Consider the following 19,295-nt stretch of genomic DNA (forward strand, 5'->3'; position numbering starts at 1 on the left):
TTTATCCGTTATCTCTATTCTAGAAGCCGTGGATGCTGCCGACCAGGGTATTCACGGTCAGGGTCCAGCCGTCCACCAGGACGAACAGCAGCAGCTTGAAGGGCAAGGAGATCACCAGTGGCGACAGCATCATCATCCCCATCGCCATCAGCACCGAAGACACCACCAGGTCGATGATGAGAAAAGGGATGAACAGCATCGCCCCGATCTGGAAGGCGGTCTTCAGCTCGGACAGCACGAATGCCGCCAGCTTGACGGTGAAGCCGCGCTGCTCCGGCGCCAGGTTGGCCGGCTCCCCCGCCAGGTGGCCGACCTGGGCAAGTGCGGTCTTGCTGGTCTGGGCCAGCATGAAGCGCGACACCGGCACCTCGGCGATCTTCAAGGCCTGCTCCAGGCCGATCTTGTCGCGGTCGTAAGGCAGGAAGGCGTCGCGCCACACGGCCTCGCCCACCGGGCGCATGACCAGGATGGTGAGGATCAGGGCGATGCCGGTGATGATCCGGTTCGGCAGGCCCTGCTGCAGGCCGAGGGCCTGGCGCAGCAGCGACAGCACGATCACGAAGCGGGTGAAGCTGGTCATCATCATGACCATCACGGGCAGCAGCCCAAGCAGGGTCATGAGGACCAGGATCTGCGACTTGACGGTCATGCCCTGGGTCGAGCCGGGGATCACGCCGGGCAGCACGCTCGCGCCTTCCTGGGCGGCCGCGGGCAGCGCCAGCAGCAGCAAGGGAAGCAGCGGCATGGCGCGGCGCAGAGGTGCAGCCACCCCGGCACCGCGGGTAAACAACATCATTTGGCCAGCGCGTCCAGGTTCAGGCCATCGAGGTCGATGACCTTCAGGCCGTACTGTTCGCCGGCGACGACGACTTCGGCGCGGCCGATCGGTGCGCCGTTGACCTTGATGACCAGCGGTTCGCCGGCCAGCGCGTCGAGCGGCACCACCGAGGACGGGCCGATCGACATCAGCTCCTGCAGCGAGATGCGGGCAGAACCCACTTCCAGGGTCAGGGTCACCGGGATGCGGCGCATCATGGCCGGCAGCGTTCTACCCGCGGGCTTGCCCGCGCTTGCTGCAGCGGCATCCACGCCATCGAGGTCGTCGATGATCACGTCGCCCAGTTGCTCGTTCAGGTTCATGTCCATTTATTCAGCGTCTTCGAAAGAGGTTAAACAAAGCTTGCCTTTGTGTTCGGCCACATTGGCGGTGAACAGGCGCGATTCGTCCAGCAGCACGTCGGCGCGCCCGACCGACACGGGAATGATATCGCCGGTCTTCAGCGCGAACAGCGCTTCGAGCGTCATCTCCCTGCTGGCCAGGCGCCCTTCCAGTTTTACCGACAGGCCGGTGGCGAGGGGTTCATTGGCGCGCTGGGTGCGCACGCTGCTGCGTTCTTCCTTCAGGCCCTGCAGCACGTGCGACATCAGGCCCTGGTCGAGCGCGATCCAGGCGTGGCTGAGCGGCTCGCCCGGCGCCACCTGCAGGTCGAGGCGGATGACCCAGCCGGCCTTGCCCGGCGCGCTGGCCGGCACCGGCGCTTCGAGCACGGCTTGTGGCGTTTCTTCCACGCCGGCGCCGTGCAGGCCTTCCAGCACGCGCTGGTAGAGCTGATCGACCAGCTGGCCGGTGAGGGTTGCGGCCAGGCGTTCCTCGGTGGCGGTAATACGTTCCAGGGCCGGGTCGCGCGCCTGGGCGGCGCCCGGGTTCTTCTTGCGGCCATACCGGCTGTCCAGCAAGCCGAGCAGCAGGCCGCGCTCGAAGGCGACGGCGGCGGTGCCCAGCGGCCCACTCACCGCCTGCCAGCGCAGGCTGTCTTCTTCTGGCGCGCGCTCGAAGGCCAGGTGCGCCAGGCGCCAGGCGCCCCAGTAGCGGCGCCCGCCCGGCCCGCCCATCGCCGAGCCCAGGGCTTCGGCAAAGCGGCGCGCGAATTTCGGCAGCAAATGTACAGGGCGTCCCAGCAGGCTGGGATCGAGCACCTGGTAATTGGCAGCGCTTTTGCGATCGAGTGGATTCATCGGGATTGTTTATTGGTCACTAGGAAACGGCGGATGACTTTTTTTCATTCCTCAAGGAAACTATTATACATGGAGATTTGCTGCCGAGACTTTGACATTCGCCTTTGATTTCCTACTTGCCGTACGGTAAGATCATGGTTCTCGCATCGCAGCAACCGGCCTCTTCCCAGTAGGTACAAGGGGAAAACTCAGTAAAAGGGTCAAGAATAAAACGGCCGTTCGTTGAACAGGATTTAACAATCGAAGCCTCTGAACAGGCTTTCCGTCGACAAAAAAAGACACATTTTGTCGCCCCCGCACAACACGCGGTTTCACGACCACACAGCATTGGAATGATCATGGGAACTGAACTTGCCGGTCTGATCAAAGCCGACCTTGCAGCACTGACAAACGAAGCCAATCGCCTCGCCATCGCGCCCGCCGCCGGCCATTCGGCCCAGGGCGCATTTAACAATTCGCAGGGCGCGTTCTCGTTTACCCAGTCGATGAAAGACGCCATCGCCAGTGTGGACAATGAAGACCGCGCCGCCGGCGAGCGCATGGCCGCCGTCGACGCCGGCAAGAGCGACGACCTGGTCGGCGCCATGCTGGCTTCCCAGCAGGCCAGCCTGTCCTTCTCCATGTTGATGCAGGTACGCAACAAAGTCATGGGCGCGATGGACGAGCTGCTCAAGCTTCCGGTGTAACGATTCCTCTCCCCTATTGGCGACCCGGCTCTTTCTTAATGCAGAGACGCTTTTCCTAGAGACCAACCCGTGATTTCAACCCTCAAGACCGCTGTCGGCGACAAACTGGCTCTCCCGAGCCTGCCCCCGGCGTTGCGTAATAACATCAGTCTGCTGCTCGGCCTCGCCGTCGCCATCACGGCCGCGGTCATGCTCTACCTGTGGCAGGACCAGGCCAGCTACAAGCCGGTGTTCGGCGCGCGCGAGAAAGTCGCCGCCAGCGACATGATGAGCGTGCTCGAAGCCGAAGCCATCCCCTACCGCGTCCATCCGGAGAGCGGCCAGGTGATGGTCCCGGCCGGCGACCTGGGCAAGGTGCGCATGCTGCTGGCCGCCAAGGGCGTGACTGCCCAGCTGCCGGCCGGCCTGGAGCTGATGGACCGCAACGACCCGCTGGGCGTGTCGACCTTCGTGCAGGACGTGCGCTTCCGCCGCGGTCTGGAAGGCGAACTGGCGCAGAGCATCCTGACCATGGACGCGATCGCCTCGGCGCGCGTGCACCTGGCCATCGCCAAGTCGAGCTCCTTCGTGGCCGGCGCCGGCGACCAGTCCTCGGCCTCGGTCGTGGTCGCGGTCAAGCCGGGCCGCTCGCTGTCGAACGAGCAGATCGCCGCGATCGTCAACATGGTCTCGAGCAGCGTCGCCAACCTGGCGCCCGCACGTGTCTCGCTGGTCGACCAGGCCGGCAACTACCTGTCCTCGCGCGTCGACCTGTCCGAAGGCTTCGACGGCCAGGTGCAGGGCGACAGCGCCTCCAAGCGCTACACCGACGAAGTGCGCAAGAACGTCAACGAACTCCTCGGCCCGGTGCTGGGCGCGAACAACTTCAAGCTCTCCGTCACCGCCGACGTCGACAACGACAAGATCGAAGAAACCCAGGAAAAGTACGGCGAAGCCCCGAAGGTCACCAGCGAAGCCATGCGCGAAGAGATGGAGCGCAATCGCATGGCCCTGGGCGTGCCGGGCACCCTGTCGAACCGTCCGCCGCAGGCCGCCGACCCGGCTGCCGCCGCGGCCCCGGGCGCCGACCCGGCCGCCGCAGGTGCTCCCAAAGGCGACGACGGCAGCGCGCGCAAGAACGCCACCACCCGCCAGTACGCCTACGACCGCGCGATCACCCAGATCAAGCGCTCGCGCGGCCGCCTCAAGAAGCTGTCGGTGGCGGTGGTGCTGAACAACGCGGTCGCCGCCAACCCGAAGGTCGGCTATACCCCGGCCGAACTGGCCAATATCGAGAAGATCCTGAAGGGCGGCCTGGGCATCGACGCCAACCGCGGCGACGTGCTGACCGTCTCCAGCCTGAGCTTCCCGGCTGCACCCGTAGCCCAGGAATGGTGGCAGGAACGCGACAACGTGGTCGACATGACGAGCTACGGCATTTATGCTCTCGGTGCGCTGCTCGCCTACTTCCTGCTGGTCCGCCCGCTGCTGCGCGCGGTGACCACGCGCCTGGCGCCGCAGCCGCCGCTGGTGCCCAATGCGCCGGCCCTGCCGGGCGCACCGGGTGGCGCAGCCGCCATGCCGGCCGGCTCCCCGGCCGCGCTGCCGGCAGGCAGCCCCGCCGCCCTGGGGGCACCGGCGACCGCCGGTGCCGCGGAACCGATGCCGGTTGTCCCGCTGCTCGAGAACTACGACCTCCCGCCGCCCGGTTCGGCCGTGGACGTCATGGTCGATCACCTGAAAGTCCTGGCCGGCAAAGAGCCTGAGCGCGTTGCCGAAGTCGTCAAACAATGGGTACAGAAAAAACATGGCCGAACTGAATAACGCGGACAACGCCGACGGCGTCCTCACCCCGGTCGAGCAGGCCGCCATCGTGCTGCTCTCGATCGGCGAAGAAGGCGCGGCCGCCGTGCTGCGCTGCCTCGAGCGCGAAGAGCTGCTGGAGCTGACCCAGGTCATGTCGCGCATGAGCGGCATCAAGGTCGACTCGGTCAAGTCGGCCGTCCAGAACTTCTTCGACGACTACCGCGAGCAAAGCGGCCTGCACGCCGCCTCGCGCAGCTACCTCAAGCGCTCGCTCGACCTGGCGCTGGGCAGCGACATCGCCAACAGCGTGCTGAACACGATCTATGGCGACGCGATCCGTCCGATGATGGCGCGCCTGCAGTACGCCTCGCCCAAGTGGCTGGCCGAATTCATCTCGAACGAGCACGTGCAGATGCAGGCCGTGTTCCTGGCCTTCCTGCCGCCCGCCCTGGCTTCGCAGATCCTGGAAGCGCTGCCGGAAGACGGCCGCGAACTAGTGCTGCTGAACATGGCGCGCCTGGACGAGATCGACCGCGACGTGCTGCACGAGCTGGAAGAACTGGTGAACCGCTGCCTGGCCGCCCTGGACACCCAGAGCGCCAGCGTGGAAGGCGTGCGCCAGGTCGCCGAGATCCTCAACCGCCTGCAGGACAACCGTGCCGGCATGGTCGAGCTGCTGCGCGCCCACGATCCGGAAGTCGTGTCGCAGATCGAGATGTCGATGTACGACTTCTTCATCCTGTCGCGCCAGACCGAACAGGTCATCACCCGCCTGCTCGACGAAGTGCCGATGGAGCAGTGGGCGATCGCCCTCAAGGGCGCCGAACCTGCGCTGCGCGACGCCATCCTCAGCGCGATGCCGAAACGCCAGGCCCAAAGCTTCGAAGACCTCATGCGCCGTTCCGGCCCGGTGCCGATGTCGCGCATCGAGCAGACCCGCCGCGAGATCATGGCCACCGTCAAGGAACTGGCCGACGCCGGCGAGATCGATATCGCCCTGTTCGCCGAGGCGACCGCCGAATGAAGCAGTTCCGGCCCTATCACTTCCCTCCGCTGCACCAGTTCACGAGCGCCCTGCCCAAGGGTACGGGAACCGGCGGCGGAGCCGGCTCGCCTGAAGAATGGCAGGCCGCGCTGGCCGACGGCTATCGCCAGGGCCAGCGCGAAGGCTACGAGGCCGGCCTCGACCAGGGCCGTGCCGACGGTTTCCCGGTCGGCCAGTCCGAAGGCCTGCAGCGCGGCGTCGAAGAAGGCCGCGCCATGGCAATGGAAGGGTTGGAGCAGCTGGCCAAGCCGGTCGACGCCATGCTGAAAAGCCTGAAGAAGCTGAAGACCGATATGCGCGCCGCGCAGCGCAAGGAAGTCGTGGACCTGGTCGGCAAGATCGCCCGCCAGGTGATCCGCGCCGAACTCGCGCTGCAGCCGGTGCAGCTGCTGGCCCTCGTCGAGGAAGCCCTCGCCGTGATGCCGCCGTCGCGCGACCAGGTCGAAGTGTTCCTGAATCCGGAAGAACTGCGCCGCGTGCTCGAACTCGATCCGAAGCGCGCCAAGAAGTGGACCCTGCTGCCCGACCCGGCGCTCGAGCCGGGCGAGTGCCGCGTGCGCTCGGGCGATCATGAAGTCGACGCCGGCTGCCAGGGCCGCCTGACGGCGGTGATGGACCAGGTGCGAGACCAGCTGCTTGGCGACGAGGAGGAAGAAGAGTGACCGCGATCGCCCAACGCCTGCGCGCCGTCGAACTCGGCGCGGTGCCGGTGGCCCTGCCCACCGGGCGCCTGGTCGGCGCCCAGGGCCTGCTGCTCGAGTCCGTCGGCTGCCGCCTGCACACGGGCCAGCGCTGCCGCATCGAGACCGTCGATGGCGGCTGGCTGGACGCGCAGGTGGTGGGCTTCAAGGAAAAGGTCTCCTACCTGATGCCTTTCAAGAAGGCGACGGGCCTGGTGACCGGCGCACGCGTGCTGCCGGTACAGGAAAAGACCGAGCTGATGATCGGCGCCTCCTGGATGGGCCGCATGGTCAACGGCATGGGCGAGCCGATCGACGGCCTGGGCAAGCTCGGTGGCGACCAGCCGCTGTCGACCACGCCGCCCAAGGTCAACCCGCTGAGGAAGGCTCCGGTGGAAGAGCCGCTGGACGTGGGCGTGCGCGCGATCAATTCGATGCTCACCATCGGCAAGGGCCAGCGCGTCGGCCTGATGGCCGGTTCCGGCGTCGGTAAGTCGGTGCTGCTGGGCCTGATCACGCGCCAGACTGTGGCCGACGTGATCGTGGTCGGCCTGATCGGCGAACGTAACCGCGAGGTGCGCGAATTCGTCGAGAAGTCGCTCGGCCCGGAAGGCCTGAAGCGCGCCGTCCTCGTGGTGGCGCCGGCCGACGAATCGCCGCTGATGCGCGTGATGGCGACGGAGCTGTGCCACTCGATCGCGGCCCACTTCCGCGACCGCGGCCAGAACGTGCTGCTGCTGTGCGACTCGCTGACCCGCTATGCGATGGCGCTGCGCGAAGTCGCGCTCTCGCTGGGCGAGCCGCCGGCCACGCGCGGCTATCCGCCCTCGGTGTTCTCGAACCTGCCGCAGCTGGTGGAATCGGCCGGCAACGGCGAGAACGCCAGGGGCAGCATGAGCGCGATCTACACCGTGCTGGCCGAAGGCGACGACCAGCAGGACCCGGTGGTCGATTCGGCGCGCGCGATCCTGGACGGCCACATCGTCCTGACCCGCGAGCTGGCCGAGCGCGGCCACTACCCGGCCATCGACGTGGCCCAGTCGATCTCGCGCTGCATGGCGCAGGTGGTGCCGCAGGAGCACCAGCTGGCCGCGCGCAAGCTCAAGGCGGCGCTGGCCAAGCACGCCCGCGTGCGCGACCTGATCCCGCTGGGCGCCTATGTGCCGGGCGCGGATCCGGAAACCGACAAGGCGGTGCGCCTGCATCCGCACATCGAAGCCTTCCTGTGCCAGGGCACGCGTGAAGAGGCGCCGATGGACGGCTGTGTCGAACAACTGAAAGCGATGATGGCATGAGCATGAAACGCGAACAGACCATCGCCAGCCTCGGCACCCTGGTGCAACTGCGCTCGCTCGACGTCGACCGCCTGCAGGCCGACCTGGCCAGCCAGGAAGCGACCCGCGTGCGCTACCAGAACAACCTGGCGAGGCTTAGCGAGCTGGCGACAAGCAGCGGCGCGACCGGGGCTCTGCCCCCGGCGCTGGCGCTGAACTGCGGCGCGTACAAACAGAACGTGATGGCGATGGCGGACCTGCACCGGACCGACCTGGCGCTGCACGAAGCGAACATGGCGGTGGCGCAGCGCAAGCTGAGTGACGCCTGGACGAAACGCGAACTGCTGGGCAAGGTGCTCGAGCAGCAGGAGAGCGCGTTGTCGAAGGAACAGGACCGAATCGTGCGCAAGCGCGAGGACGACATTGCCACCCAATCCTGGATGGCGGGACGGGCCGTTTGAAGGCCGTGTAACGAGGAGAAGAAACGATGGCGATCAACAGCCCCACTTATGATCCGGTATCGACCGCGACCGCGCTCGCGGAAAAGTACGTCTCCGGTCAACAGGAAGTCCTGAAGGCCCGCAGCACCCGCGCCAATGCGACCGAGAAGGCGCTCACCGACCTGAATTCGGCCCTGAACACCTTCCAGAACGCCCTGGCTTCCATGGCCGCGCCGAACAAGACCCTGTACGCGCAGTCCGCCGTGCTCGGTGACACCAGCATTGGCACCGCCACCGCCACCGCGAAGGCCGCCGCCGGCAGCTACGCCTTCTACGTCCAGAGCCTGGCGGCCGCCGGCCAGGTTTCCTACTCCAACCTCACCGAGGACAGCGGCGTGAGCGGCATCCTCAAAGTGAATGTGGGCGGGACCACGATCAACGTCGACCTCGCGGCCGCCAACACCGACGGTGGCGCGACGCCGCTGACCCCGCGCGAGATCGCCGCCGCCATCAATGCCGACAGCGAGAACGCTTCGCTGGTGAGCGCCTCGGTCATTACCACCGCGCCCGGCAAGTACGAACTGGTGCTGACCGCCAAGCAGAGCGGCGCGACCAACGGCGTCACGATCGATGCCAGCGGACTGACGGGCTCTTCCCTGACTGGCAAGACCGCCAACGTGCTGGTGCAGGAATCCGACGCGGTGATCCGGATCGGATCGGCGACCGGCCCGGAGATCCGCCAGTCGAGCAATGTGTTCACCGGCATCGACGGCGTGACCGTCACCTTCAACAAGGTGACCACCGCCCCGGTCACGCTGACCGTCGGACCGGATTCCAGTGCGACCAGCGCCAACGTGCAGGGCTTCATCGACGCCTACAACAAGCTCAAGAGTGTGCTGGACGCGATGCTGGCCCCGGCCAATGCGTCCAAGGGCACCGCCGCCGGCGCATTCGCGGGCGATGCCGGCGTGGCCTCGCTGCGTGACCGACTGGTCAGCCTTCTGCGCCAGGGCAGCGGCGACAGCCTGGCCAACTACGGCATCATCGCCAATCGCCAGGGCACGCTGTCGCTCGACACCACGCGCCTGAACAAGGCGCTGGCCCTGGACCCGAACGGCCTCGACAACCTGATCGGCAAGGCCACGACGGGCTCGCCGACCGGCATCGCCGGCGCCATCGATACCTACGTGAAGGGCTGGACCAGCGGTATCAAGGGCCAGATCAAGACCCGCCAGGAAGCCAATTCCAGGCTGCAGACGGAACTGAGCAGCCGCCAGGACCTGATCGACCAGCAGTACGACGCGGCCTATCGCCGCTATCTCATGCAGTTCAGCCGGCTGCAGGAGATCCAGAGTCAGATGTCGAGCAACAGCTCACTGTTCGACGCTCTGTTCAGCAACGACAAAGACTAGACGGAATCCAGACAATCATGTCCTACCAAGAAGCCTACGGCGGGTATCACGCCGTCAACCTCGACGCCCAGACCTCGCGCGCCTCGCCGGTCGAGCTGGTGTTGTTGCTCACCGACGGCCTGCTCGACGAGCTGGCGCGCGCCCGCGCCCACATCGCCGCCAGGCGCTTCGAAGCCAAGGCGGCGAGTATCGACAAATGCGTCGAGATCATCAACGGCCTGTCCAGCTCCCTGGACTTCGAGCAGGGCGGCGAGACCGTCGCCAACCTGGCGCGCATCTACGATTTCTGCGCCCAGCATCTGCTCGGCGCCGGCATCAAGATGGAACCCGCCATGGTCGATGAAGTCATCCGCATCCTGAGCACCATCCGCGACGGCTGGAAAGGCGTACAGGAGCGCAATGGATAGGAGCGGCGTCATCGACCGCCTCGCCGGCGAGCTGGAACAGGCCGCAGCACAGCGCGACTGGGAGCTGCTCGGACGCGCCGTGCGCGATCTCGCGCCCCGGCTGCAGCGCCTGGCCACGACCTGCGCCTGGAGCGACGGCGAGCGCGCCGCCCTGGCGCGCCTGCGCGGCGCTCATGACGGCGCCGCCGCGCGGGTCGCTCTGGCCGGCAGCGAGCTGCAGGCGCAACTGGCCGCCATGCGCGACAACAAGGAAGGCTGGATGGCCTATGCCCTCGCAGGCGAACCCGAAACCGGTAACACCCAATGAATATCACCATGAATAGCGCGATGAGCGTCACCCTGCCCGCGTCAAACGACCCGGCGGCGAATACCGCCGCGCCCGCGGACGGCCTGCCCCTGGACCCGGCGCTGGCCGGCGTCCAGGCGGCCGCCAATCCGCTGGCCTTCCTCCAATTCCTGCAGCTGGACGCAGCTGTCCCGGCAGTCGATGCCGCCGCGCCGCAGGTCGCCGAGGCGCAGGCCGAAGCACAGCCGCAAGCTGCCGCTGCCGGCCAGGAGCCTGTCGCACCCGAGGCGGCGCCGGAAGCCGTCGTGGACCAGACCCTGCTCGCCGCATTGAGCATGCCGCTGATGCCGTCGATGATGGCGATGCCGGCCGCCTTGCCCGCCGCCGTGCGCGCCGGCGCCGGCATGCAGGAGCAGCCGCGCGCGGCCGACGTTGCGCCGGTCGCCGCCGCGGCCGCCGCGCCGGTCGAGCTGCCGCTGGCCGCGCTGGCCCGCCCGACCGCTCCGGCCGAGCAGCTGCAGCAGGCCGCCCTGCCGGCGCAGGCGGGCGAAGCCGCTCAGCCTGCGCGCGCCGCAGCCCCGCAAGCGCCTGTCGCCACGGCCGCCGCTGCCAGCCAACCGGCGCCAGCCCAGGCCGAGACCGCGGGCAGCCAGGTCCAGGCCGCGAACACGAGCGCCTTCGGCGTCGCCGCTCCCCAGCCTGGCGCAGCGCCGCGCGAGTCCTCCACCTTGACCCTGTCCGGTCCGCCGACGGCATGGCGCCAGACCCTGCAGGAAGCGCTGGGCGATCGCCTGAACCTCCAGATCGGCAAGAACGCCGAGCAGGCCGTGATCCGCCTCGAGCCGCCGATGCTGGGCCGGGTCGAGATCTCGATCCGCCACGCCGCCGGCAGCCTGGAAGTGAACATCACCGCCACCCACGGCGAGGTGCTGCGCCAGCTGAACACGGTCAGTGAAAACCTGCGCAACGACCTGGCCGGCCGCCAGTACAGCGACGTCTCGGTGAACGTGAGCCAGGCGCCGCGCGCCCAGGCCATGGCCCAGTCCGGCGCTGGTTTCAACGCCGATGCCCAGGGCCGTGGACGCCAGCAGGAGCAGCAACAGGAGAAGCAGCCCGGCGCCGCGCTGCTTGACGCCCATCAACCCAACGCCGCTTTCTCGCTGAGCGGACGCGCATAACCCGTCGACCATGAACAGCAAAGTCAAACTCATCGCCGCTTTTGCCGCCGTCGCCATCCTCGCCGCCGGTGCGGCCGGCGGCGCGATGTGGTACCTCGCTCCTGCGCAGCATGGCGCCGGCACGGCCGACGCCGAGGCGCCGAAGAAGGCCGAAGCGGAAAAGAAGCCGACCAAGTACGTCACCCTCGACAAGGTGATCGTGATGCTGCGCCGCGCGCCGAACGAGGCCGCGGCCCATTACCTGTCGGTGGACCTGGTGCTGGCCACCACGGCCGAGCAGGAAAAGGAAGCCAAGGAACACCTGCCGCTGCTGCGCAGCATCGTGCTGTCCTCGCTGTCGCCGCTCTCGCTCGCCGAAGCGAACGCGATGACGGTGGACCAGTTCGCTGCCACGCTGAACAAGACCTTCGATGCCAACTATGCCAAGGAAAACCACATCAAGCCGTTTTCCGAAGTCATGATCGGCAAGCTGATCATCGAGTAATCACACGCACGCGGAGACCTTCGTGGCCTATCTAGCCGATTACGCCGATTCGAGCGCCGGCACCCTGTATGGGGAAGCGCCCGCCAACGCGGGCATGACCCCCGGCGAGGAGCAGCGTCACCTGGTGGCCTATGCGCCGCTGGTCAAGCGCATCGTGCGCCAGCTGAACTCGCAGGTGTCCGGCGCCGTATCGCGCGAGGACATGGAGCAGATCGGCCTGATGGGCCTGCTCGAAGCGCTGCGCCGCTACGGCACCCCCGACAACGGCTTCGGCAGCTACGCCAGCCTGCGGGTGCGCGGCGCCATCCTCGACGAGCTGCGGCGCCAGGACTGGCGTCCGCGCACGGTGCGCCAGGACAGCCACCGCGTGCGCGACGAACTGCGCGCGCTGACCCGCAAGCTGGGCCGCGAGCCGACCGAGAAAGAAGCCGCCGCCGCCCTGGGCGTGACGGCCGAGGAATTCCGCCAGCACGTGCTGGACGACTGCGCCGAAGAGATGCTCAGCTTCGACGAGGTGCTGCAGGAAGCGACCGACCATGCGCACAGCGCCCCGAGCCCGGAAGAGTCTTTCCTGGTGCGGCGCAGCCTGGAACAGGTGCTTGGCAGCCTGAACGAAAAAGAACAGCGCGTGATCCAGATGATCTACGAGTTCGAGCTGAGCTACAAGGAAATCGCCGCCGTGCTCGACCTGTCCGACGCACGCGTCTGCCAGTTGAATAAAAGCGCGCTGGCAAAAATGAAGGCTGCGCTGCAGCGCACCTAATATCAAGAGAGAGGCTTACGTCATGCAGCAATTACTCGGTATCGCCATCGTGCTCGGGTGCGTCTTCGGGGGCTTCACCCTGATGGGCGGCACTTTTTCCGCGATCTTCCACCCGACCGAGCTCCTGATCATCGGTGGCGCCGCGGTCGGCGCCCTGGTGCTGGGCAACCCCAAGCACGTGCTGGGCGAGATGGCCCACCAGCTCAAGAAAGTCGCAGCGCGCAAGAAACACGACTCGGAATTCCAGCGCCAGCTGCTGCTCCTGATGTACGAACTGCTGCAGACCGCCGCCGGCGGCCTGAAGGCCCTGGACGCCCACGTCGAAGCGCCGTCGGAAAGCCCGATGTTCCAGCGCTACCCGCGCATCCTGGACGAGCCCAAGCTGCTGGCTTTCATCGTCGACAACTTCCGCCTCATGGCCATGGGCAAGATCAACGCCCACGAGCTGGAAGGCGTGCTGGAGCAGGAACTGGAAGCCATCCACGAAGAACTGACCCAACCGGCGAAGTCGCTGCAGAAGATCGCGGAAGCGATGCCGGGCTTCGGCATCCTGGCCGCGGTGCTGGGCATCGTGATGGCCATGTTCTCGGTCTCGGGCGGGGCGGACTCGGGCGAGATCGCCGAGAAGATCGGCGCGGCCATGGTCGGCACCTTCATCGGCATCTTCTTCTGCTACGGCCTGCTGGAACCGCTGGCCAACCTGATGAAGCAGTCGGTCAATTCCGAAGCCTCGACCATGGAAACCGTGAAGGTGGTGCTGTGCACCCACGTAGCCGGCAAGCCTGCCCTGCTGGCGATCGACGCCGGGCGCCGCTTGATTCAATTGAACACCAAACCGAGCTTCGCCCAGCTGGAACAGTGGATCAATGCCATGGGCGGCGAAGACGAATCGCAGAACAAGCGGCGTCGCGGCACTGACCGCATGGCGGGTTGATCGTGTCGAATCCTAAAGACAAGCACCACGAAGCAACCATCGTCAAGCGCGGCGGCGGCAAGCACGCGCATGACGAGCACGGCGGCGCCTGGAAGGTCGCCTTCGCCGACTTCTGCCTCGCTTTGATGGCACTCTTTCTCGTTTTGTGGCTGATTGCCTCACGAGAACAACAGAACCTCAAGAAAATCGTGCGCGACGCGACCGACAGCGGTATGCTCGAGGGGATGGGCCACAAGCCGGCTATCGCGGCCGAGCCGAGCGGCAGCATGATCGAGCGCTTCCAGCTGCCGACTGCCGGCGGCAAGGGCAGCAACGATCCGGGCGCGCCGAGCCAGCCGCGGGTGGCCTACGAGTCGCCGTCCGAACTGACGGCGCTGTCGAAAGCGCTGGGCGAAATGAGCCAGGAGGCCGGCCTTGCCGCCAACCTGGACACGGTGATCACGCCATACGGCCTGCGCGTGATGCTGCACGATACCGACCGCCAGGGCATGTTCATGCGCGGCAGCGCCCTGCCCACCGGCCGCTTCGTGAAACTGCTGCGCAAGATGGGACCGCTGTTCGCCCAGATGGAAAACCAGATGCTGATCGTCGGCCACACCGACTCCTCCCGTTTCGCCGGCTCCGACAAGGGCGGCTACTCGAACTGGGCGCTGTCGACCGACCGCGCGCTGTCCGCCCGCGCCGAGCTGCTGGGCGGCGGCATGCGCGGCGAGACCGTGCTGCAAGTGGTCGGCATGGCGGAACGCGCACCGATCGACGCGAACGAGCCGCTGGCGGGCGTGAACCGCCGCATCGAGCTCCTGATCCTGACGACCAAGCAGTCGCGCGCGGTGGCGGGCATGTTCGGCAAGCCCGGCTCCGCCCCACCGCCCGGCAAGGAAACTTCCGTCGGCATGCCTGACGCGGACGAACTCGACAAGCTGCGTGGCCAATTGCCGAACTAATCATGACCGTTCAATCGAAATCCCGAGGTACCCGCATGAAGATCTCCGGCGCATCCGCACCAGTCTCGACCGTGAGCATCGGCGCCCAGACCGTCACGGTCCAGGCACCCGCCGCGGCGGCAAGCACCGCGCCCGCCCTGCAATCCGAAGTGCTGCAGCCGGCCGCCAGGGCCCTGGCCGCGATGCCGGACTTCGATGCCGGCCGCGTGGCCGAGCTGCGCGAGCTGCTCGCCAAGGGCGAGCTGCCTTTCGATGCGGGCCGCCTGGCCGGCCTGATCGAGCGCTTCCACGGAGGCCGAGGATGAGCCGCATGACCCGCCAGCAAGCGCAGGCGGCATTGGCAGACGGCGTCCAGGCCGACGTGCGCGACAGCGCCGAAGTGCTGGCCCTGCTCGAGCGCCAGTTCGAAGCCGCCCTGCGCCACCGCAGCAGCGAGCTGACCCAGCTGGCCGAACTGCTCACGCCCCTGCTCGACGCCATGGAAGCGCGGCGCCAGCAGCGCGTCTCGCTGGTGCGCGCCCTGCTGGGCAACAGCGGCACCATGACCCAGTACATCGGAACCCTGACGGGCCAGGCCCAGGCCGCCTTCAGCGCGGCCTGGTCCGACCTGGAGCGCACCGTCCAGGCCTGCAAGGAAGCGACCACCCGCAACGGCAGCCTGCTGGCCGAACAGTACACCGTGATGCAGCGCGTGCTGCACGGAGAGGATGGCATCTATGCGCCACGCTGACTTCACCATGCCCTCCATGGCGCCCACCGCGCCGACCGCCGCGACGCGGCCTACCGCGGCCATCGGCGGCGGCAGCGGTTTCGGCAGCGGTTTCGGCAGCATGCTGAGCGAAGTGCAGGGAGAGGTCGCCGCCTATATCCAGAACGGCGACGGCGACGCCGGCAGCGGCGCCGCGGCCTTGAGCGCCGAAGGCGCGATGTGGCGCGCGCGCGCCAACGGTTTGATCAGCGGCGAGACCGAGGTCGACCCGGCAGCCGGAATGGGCGGCGGCGGCGCCACCACGCCGGAACAACAGGCCTTCCTGGAGAGCATTGCGCCTTTCGCCCAGGAAGCCGCCGCGCAGCTCGGCGTGGCGCCGGAACTGGTGTCCGCCCACGCCGCCCTGGAGTCGGGGTGGGGAAAGCAGCCCCTGAAGAACGGCAGCGGCGCCAGCAGCCACAACCTGTTCGGCATCAAGGCCGGCTCGCGCTGGGAAGGCGCCGTGAACGAATCGGCGACCACGGAATACGTGGGCGGCGCCGCGATCAAGACGCGCGAGCGCTTCCGTTCCTACCCGGATGCGGGCGCGGCCTTCCGCGACTACGCCCAGATGCTGATCGAGAACCCGCGCTACAAGGGCGCCCTGAACGTGGGCAGCGATGCCCAGGCATTCGCACGCGGCCTGGCGCGCGGCGGCTATGCCACCGACCCGGCCTACGCCAGCAAGCTGGCGAAGCTGGCCACCAGGCTGCAGGGTTCCGACAACTAATCAGCGGCGGTTCGGCTGCGGCAGGTCGAGCGGTTCGACCGTGCCGGCGCCGGCCACGCGCATGCGCACCACCTGCCCGCTCGTCGCGTTCCGCACCCGCACCACGGCGCCGTTCGCGCCGGCATCCAGCGCCTCGCCGGCCATGCTGACTTCGATGCCCTCGATGCGCGCCACCATCTGCACCTGGTCGCCGCGCTTGACCATCAGCGGCGCCGTGAGCTGGCCGGAACGCAGGATCTCGCCGGCGCGCAGGCTGCGCCGGCTGGTCTGGCCGACCGCCAGCTCGGGCGCGCCGATCGCGTCGCCGACCAGGGTGACGTCGCGGCGCTCGAGGGTGACGTGTTCGTCGCCGATCGTCTCGTTCGGCCTGATCGGCGCCGCGGCCACGGCCACCACCGCCGAGACGCGGGCGCGCACCACGAAGTCCTGGCGCCAGCCCTGCGCGCCTTTGGCCGCGGGACAGCGGGCCAGGAAGCGCATGCGGGCGAACTGGCGGGTGTCGAGGGCCTCGACCTCGACCGGCACGGCACAGGGCGGCGCCGGACGCGCACTGAGCACATTCAGCTCGACTTGCGGCTCTGACAAGCCGCTGCTTAGCAGCTGTTTGTCGATTTGTCCACGAGCGGCTTGTTCTATCGCCAAGGAAATAGGTTGAGCGGCCTCGCTTGTGGCACAGAAAAGACAGGTTACAATGGCGATGGTTGCCGTACGGAAAGCAATCATTGTTAAATAGAGGGTCGAGAAGCACCCATTTTATCGAAACATCCGCAGTTCACCGACAGAGGATCGAGAATGACGATTAATTTCAAGGACGCCCTCGGCCTGCACGCCGACGCGCTGCAGCTGCGCGCAGAACGCACGCGCGTGCTGGCTGCCAATATCGCCAACGAGAGCACGCCCGGTTATACCGCGCGCGACATCGACTTCGCCTCGGCGCTGCAGGAGCAGATCGATGCGGAAGCGGGTGAGCCGACCATCTCCAGCGACGGCCCGCTGTACCGCGTGCCCTTCCACCCGAGCGCCGACGGCAACACCGTCGAGATCGGCGTCGAACAGGCCGCGTTCTCGCAGAACGCTTCCGACTTCCAGACCAGCCTCACCTTCATCAACATGAAGCTGCGCGGCCTGGCCAAGGCCATCAACGGCCAATAATTCTAGGACCACGCCATGGGCTTCAAAGACATTTCAAATATCGCCGGCTCGGCGATGGCGGCGCAGACCGTGCGCCTGAACACGATCGCCAGCAACCTGGCCAATGCCAATGCCGTGGCCGGCTCGGAAACCGAGGGCTACCGCGCACGCAAGCCGGTGTTCGCCTCGGTCATGGGCGAGGACGGCGGCGCGCGCGTGCAGGTGCTGGACGTGGTCCAGTCGAGCGAGCCGCTGCGCAAGATGTACGAGCCGGACAACCCCGTGGCGGACGCCGACGGCATGGTCTACTACGCCAACGTCAACGAAGTGGCCGAGATGGCGGACATGATGGCCGCCTCGCGCGCTTTCGAAACCAATGTCGAGGTGATGGGCCGCATCAAGAACATGCAGGCATCCCTGCTGAAGCTGGGCGAGGGCTGATTCCATGGCAAGCACGACCAACGCCACCAACGCTTTCGGCTTCCCGACCTCGAACGCATCGAGCGACGCTGTCGCCACCAATGGCACCGGCGTCGCCACCAGCGACAACAAGGACATGTTCACCAAGCTGCTGGTGGCCCAGATCCGCAACCAGGACCCGCTCGCTCCCTCGGACCCGAGCCAGTTCGTGAACCAGCTTTCCCAGCTCTCGCAGACCGAGGCGCTCGAGAACCTGGCCAAGACCACCAGCGCCAGCGCCAGCGTGCTGCAGAGCATCCAGGTGCTGGCCATGGGCGCCCAGGTCGGCAACGACGTCTCGGTCGAGACCAGCCGCGTGCGCCTGGGCGGCGACAAGATCTCCGGCAATATCCAGCTATCCGGCAGCAGCACCGCGACCAGCCTGGTCCTGACCGACGTCGGCGGCAAGGAAACCCGCATCGCCCTGCCCTCCCACGGCGCCGGCGCCCTGCCCTTCACCATCGACCCGGACGCCCTGGGTCTGGCGCCGGGCAACTACAGCATCCGTGCCGAAGCATCCGACGGCAGCAAACCGGCGGTCGAAGTCACGGCCCGCCTCGAAAGCGTGCGCATGGCCGCCTCCGGCGGCGTCGTGCTGCAGGTCGCCGGCATCGGCGAAGTCGACCCATTCGCCGTGACTGGCTTCAACGGCAAGGCGCAGGCCCTGGCCGCTAACTGAAAGGAATTTTCATGAGCTTCAATATCGCACTGTCGGGCATCCAGGCCATCAACGAGCAGCTGGAAGCCGTCTCGAACAACATCGCCAACGCCGGCACCTACGGCTTCAAGAGCAGCCGCGCCAACTTCGCCTCGGTCTATGCCGGCGATAGCGCCAACGGCGTCGAAGTGGCGTCGCTGACCCAGAACATCGCCCAGAACGGCGGCCTGATCAATACCGGCCGCAGCATGGACGCCATGATCCAGGGCCGCGGCTTCTTCACCAGCCGCGACGCCCAGGGCGTGATGCAGTACACCCGCGTCGGCATCTTCTCGGCCAACAAGGACGGCTATCTGGTCGACACCGCAGGCCGCATGGTGCAGGGCTACGGCCCGTCCGCCGGCGGCGCCCAGGGCGTGATGGGCGACATCAAGATCCCGACCGGCCAGATCCCGGCCGTCGCGACCACCAGGATCGATTATGTCGGTAACCTGTCCCACGGCTATACCACGCCGGCCGTCAGCCCGCTCGACCCGGCCAACGACAAGAGCTACAACTACGTGAAGCAGTCGGTGGTCTACGATTCCGTCGGCAACCAGCACACCCTGACGCAGTATTTCGTCAAGGCCGCCACTCCCGCCAACACCATGAACGTGCACTACGCCGTCGACGGCGCTGCCCCGATGACGACGCCGGTCAGGACGCTCACCTTCAATACCAAGGGCGAACTGCCGGCTGGCACGACCCAGGCCATCAGCATCCCGGCTGCCGGCGGCGTGGACGCGATGAACTTCACGATCTCCTACGACGGCACCACCCACGTGGCCGGCGAATCGACCAACACCACCAACCGCAGCAACGGCTATGCCTCGGGCAGCTTCGTCGGCGTGGAACTGGCGGAAGACGGCTCGGTCGTCGCCAAGTACAGCAACGAACAGCGCCAGGTGGTCGGCACCCTGGCCATCGCCACCTTCCCGGACGAAGGCAGCCTGGCCCCGACCAGCGACACCAGCTGGGTCGCCAACAACACCTCCGGCGCGCCGCTGTACAGCGCCCCGGGCGTCGGCCTGGCCGGCAAGCTGTCGACCGGCACCCTGGAAGGCTCGAACGTCGACATCACCTCGGAACTCGTGGGCCTGATGACCTCGCAGCGCAACTACCAGGCGAACTCGAAGGTCATCACCACCGAAAACCAGATGATGCAGGCCCTGATGCAGGCCCTGTAAGGCCCGGCT

At 67.1% G+C, this 19,295-nt stretch carries 25 protein-coding genes; 21 read left to right on the forward strand and 4 right to left on the reverse strand.

What is annotated here, in order from left to right:
- Nucleotides 1-19: 19 nt before the first annotated feature.
- From fliP to NX780_RS11765, 3 genes are read right to left on the reverse strand one after another with little or no spacing between them, the layout of a single operon-like run.
- The gene (gene fliP / locus NX780_RS11755) at nucleotides 20-796 is read right to left on the reverse strand and encodes a flagellar type III secretion system pore protein FliP (RefSeq protein WP_370663603.1); all 777 of its coding nucleotides are present in this window, start codon (nucleotides 794-796) and stop codon (nucleotides 20-22) included.
- A complete protein-coding gene (locus NX780_RS11760; protein WP_258828052.1) occupies nucleotides 793-1,146 on the reverse strand; it encodes a FliM/FliN family flagellar motor switch protein in 354 nt (117 codons plus the stop codon). Before NX780_RS11760 ends, fliP begins: the two co-directional genes overlap by 4 nt.
- Complete coding sequence (locus tag NX780_RS11765; RefSeq protein ID WP_258828053.1) at nucleotides 1,147-2,016, reverse strand: FliM/FliN family flagellar motor switch protein; 870 nt, start codon at nucleotides 2,014-2,016, stop codon at nucleotides 1,147-1,149. It lies immediately after the preceding gene.
- 338 nt (nucleotides 2,017-2,354) lie between these two features.
- Between NX780_RS11765 and fliE the strand changes: the two genes are divergently transcribed.
- From fliE to NX780_RS11850, 17 genes are all read left to right on the forward strand, one after another.
- The gene (gene fliE / locus NX780_RS11770) at nucleotides 2,355-2,702 is read left to right on the forward strand and encodes a flagellar hook-basal body complex protein FliE (RefSeq protein ID WP_258828054.1); all 348 of its coding nucleotides are present in this window, start codon (nucleotides 2,355-2,357) and stop codon (nucleotides 2,700-2,702) included.
- Nucleotides 2,703-2,771: 69 nt separating this feature from the next.
- Nucleotides 2,772-4,505: a flagellar basal-body MS-ring/collar protein FliF gene (fliF, locus tag NX780_RS11775; RefSeq protein ID WP_258828055.1), complete on the forward strand. Its 1,734-nt coding sequence runs from the start codon at nucleotides 2,772-2,774 to the stop codon at nucleotides 4,503-4,505.
- Complete coding sequence (locus NX780_RS11780) at nucleotides 4,489-5,511, forward strand: FliG C-terminal domain-containing protein (protein ID WP_258828056.1); 1,023 nt, start codon at nucleotides 4,489-4,491, stop codon at nucleotides 5,509-5,511. Before fliF ends, NX780_RS11780 begins: the two co-directional genes overlap by 17 nt.
- A complete protein-coding gene (gene fliH, locus NX780_RS11785) occupies nucleotides 5,508-6,194 on the forward strand; it encodes a flagellar assembly protein FliH (RefSeq protein ID WP_258828057.1) in 687 nt (228 codons plus the stop codon). The genes NX780_RS11780 and fliH overlap by 4 nt, the downstream gene beginning before the upstream one ends.
- Nucleotides 6,191-7,507, forward strand: coding sequence for a flagellar protein export ATPase FliI (gene fliI / locus NX780_RS11790; protein WP_370663604.1), 1,317 nt, complete (start codon nucleotides 6,191-6,193; stop codon nucleotides 7,505-7,507). Before fliH ends, fliI begins: the two co-directional genes overlap by 4 nt.
- Nucleotides 7,504-7,947: a flagellar FliJ family protein gene (locus NX780_RS11795; protein ID WP_307732793.1), complete on the forward strand. Its 444-nt coding sequence runs from the start codon at nucleotides 7,504-7,506 to the stop codon at nucleotides 7,945-7,947. Before fliI ends, NX780_RS11795 begins: the two co-directional genes overlap by 4 nt.
- A 26-nt stretch (nucleotides 7,948-7,973) precedes the next feature.
- On the forward strand, nucleotides 7,974-9,338 hold the full coding sequence (gene fliD, locus NX780_RS11800; RefSeq protein ID WP_258828058.1) for a flagellar filament capping protein FliD: 1,365 nt from the start codon (nucleotides 7,974-7,976) through the stop codon (nucleotides 9,336-9,338).
- A gap of 17 nt (nucleotides 9,339-9,355) precedes the next feature.
- Entirely contained in the window at nucleotides 9,356-9,745 is a 390-nt protein-coding gene (gene fliS / locus NX780_RS11805; protein WP_258828059.1) for a flagellar export chaperone FliS, read from the forward strand.
- Nucleotides 9,738-10,052, forward strand: coding sequence for a hypothetical protein (locus tag NX780_RS11810; RefSeq protein WP_258828060.1), 315 nt, complete (start codon nucleotides 9,738-9,740; stop codon nucleotides 10,050-10,052). Before fliS ends, NX780_RS11810 begins: the two co-directional genes overlap by 8 nt.
- An 8-nt stretch (nucleotides 10,053-10,060) precedes the next feature.
- Nucleotides 10,061-11,209 carry a flagellar hook-length control protein FliK gene (locus tag NX780_RS11815; RefSeq protein ID WP_258828061.1) on the forward strand — a complete coding sequence of 383 codons (1,149 nt, stop codon included), beginning with the start codon at nucleotides 10,061-10,063 and terminating at the stop codon, nucleotides 11,207-11,209.
- 10 nt (nucleotides 11,210-11,219) lie between these two features.
- The gene (locus NX780_RS11820; RefSeq protein ID WP_258828062.1) at nucleotides 11,220-11,693 is read left to right on the forward strand and encodes a flagellar basal body-associated FliL family protein; all 474 of its coding nucleotides are present in this window, start codon (nucleotides 11,220-11,222) and stop codon (nucleotides 11,691-11,693) included.
- Nucleotides 11,694-11,715: 22 nt separating this feature from the next.
- Complete coding sequence (locus tag NX780_RS11825) at nucleotides 11,716-12,456, forward strand: FliA/WhiG family RNA polymerase sigma factor (RefSeq protein WP_258828063.1); 741 nt, start codon at nucleotides 11,716-11,718, stop codon at nucleotides 12,454-12,456.
- Between the two features lie 22 nt (nucleotides 12,457-12,478).
- Complete coding sequence (gene motA, locus NX780_RS11830) at nucleotides 12,479-13,390, forward strand: flagellar motor stator protein MotA (protein WP_258828064.1); 912 nt, start codon at nucleotides 12,479-12,481, stop codon at nucleotides 13,388-13,390.
- Between the two features lie 2 nt (nucleotides 13,391-13,392).
- Complete coding sequence (locus NX780_RS11835; protein ID WP_258828065.1) at nucleotides 13,393-14,334, forward strand: flagellar motor protein MotB; 942 nt, start codon at nucleotides 13,393-13,395, stop codon at nucleotides 14,332-14,334.
- Nucleotides 14,335-14,336: 2 nt separating this feature from the next.
- Nucleotides 14,337-14,639, forward strand: a complete 303-nt coding sequence (gene flgM / locus NX780_RS11840) for a flagellar biosynthesis anti-sigma factor FlgM (protein WP_258828066.1) — start codon at nucleotides 14,337-14,339, stop codon at nucleotides 14,637-14,639.
- 5 nt (nucleotides 14,640-14,644) lie between these two features.
- On the forward strand, nucleotides 14,645-15,064 hold the full coding sequence (gene flgN / locus NX780_RS11845; protein ID WP_258828067.1) for a flagellar export chaperone FlgN: 420 nt from the start codon (nucleotides 14,645-14,647) through the stop codon (nucleotides 15,062-15,064).
- Nucleotides 15,051-15,812, forward strand: a complete 762-nt coding sequence (locus tag NX780_RS11850; protein WP_258828068.1) for a glycoside hydrolase family 73 protein — start codon at nucleotides 15,051-15,053, stop codon at nucleotides 15,810-15,812. The genes flgN and NX780_RS11850 overlap by 14 nt, the downstream gene beginning before the upstream one ends.
- Here NX780_RS11850 and flgA read toward each other — a convergent pair whose 3' ends face one another.
- Nucleotides 15,813-16,397 (reverse strand): flagellar basal body P-ring formation chaperone FlgA, encoded by a 585-nt coding sequence (gene flgA, locus NX780_RS11855; protein WP_258828069.1) that lies wholly within the window; start codon nucleotides 16,395-16,397, stop codon nucleotides 15,813-15,815. It abuts the gene before it with no gap.
- Between the two features lie 207 nt (nucleotides 16,398-16,604).
- Here flgA and flgB point away from each other — a divergent pair, with 207 nt between their 5' ends.
- Genes flgB through NX780_RS11875 form a run of 4 tightly spaced genes read left to right on the forward strand, consistent with a single transcriptional unit; the run spans nucleotide 16,605 to nucleotide 19,286 of the window.
- Nucleotides 16,605-16,964, forward strand: a complete 360-nt coding sequence (gene flgB / locus NX780_RS11860) for a flagellar basal body rod protein FlgB (protein WP_258828070.1) — start codon at nucleotides 16,605-16,607, stop codon at nucleotides 16,962-16,964.
- Nucleotides 16,965-16,979: 15 nt separating this feature from the next.
- The gene (gene flgC / locus NX780_RS11865) at nucleotides 16,980-17,384 is read left to right on the forward strand and encodes a flagellar basal body rod protein FlgC (RefSeq protein WP_258828071.1); all 405 of its coding nucleotides are present in this window, start codon (nucleotides 16,980-16,982) and stop codon (nucleotides 17,382-17,384) included.
- A gap of 4 nt (nucleotides 17,385-17,388) precedes the next feature.
- The gene (locus tag NX780_RS11870) at nucleotides 17,389-18,081 is read left to right on the forward strand and encodes a flagellar hook capping FlgD N-terminal domain-containing protein (protein WP_258828072.1); all 693 of its coding nucleotides are present in this window, start codon (nucleotides 17,389-17,391) and stop codon (nucleotides 18,079-18,081) included.
- A gap of 11 nt (nucleotides 18,082-18,092) precedes the next feature.
- Complete coding sequence (locus NX780_RS11875) at nucleotides 18,093-19,286, forward strand: flagellar hook-basal body complex protein (RefSeq protein ID WP_258828073.1); 1,194 nt, start codon at nucleotides 18,093-18,095, stop codon at nucleotides 19,284-19,286.
- Nucleotides 19,287-19,295 lie beyond the last annotated feature (9 nt).

Origin of the sequence: Massilia agri, assembly GCF_024753255.1 — a bacterium.
Taxonomy (GTDB): Bacteria; Pseudomonadota; Gammaproteobacteria; order Burkholderiales; family Burkholderiaceae_D; genus Telluria; species Telluria agri.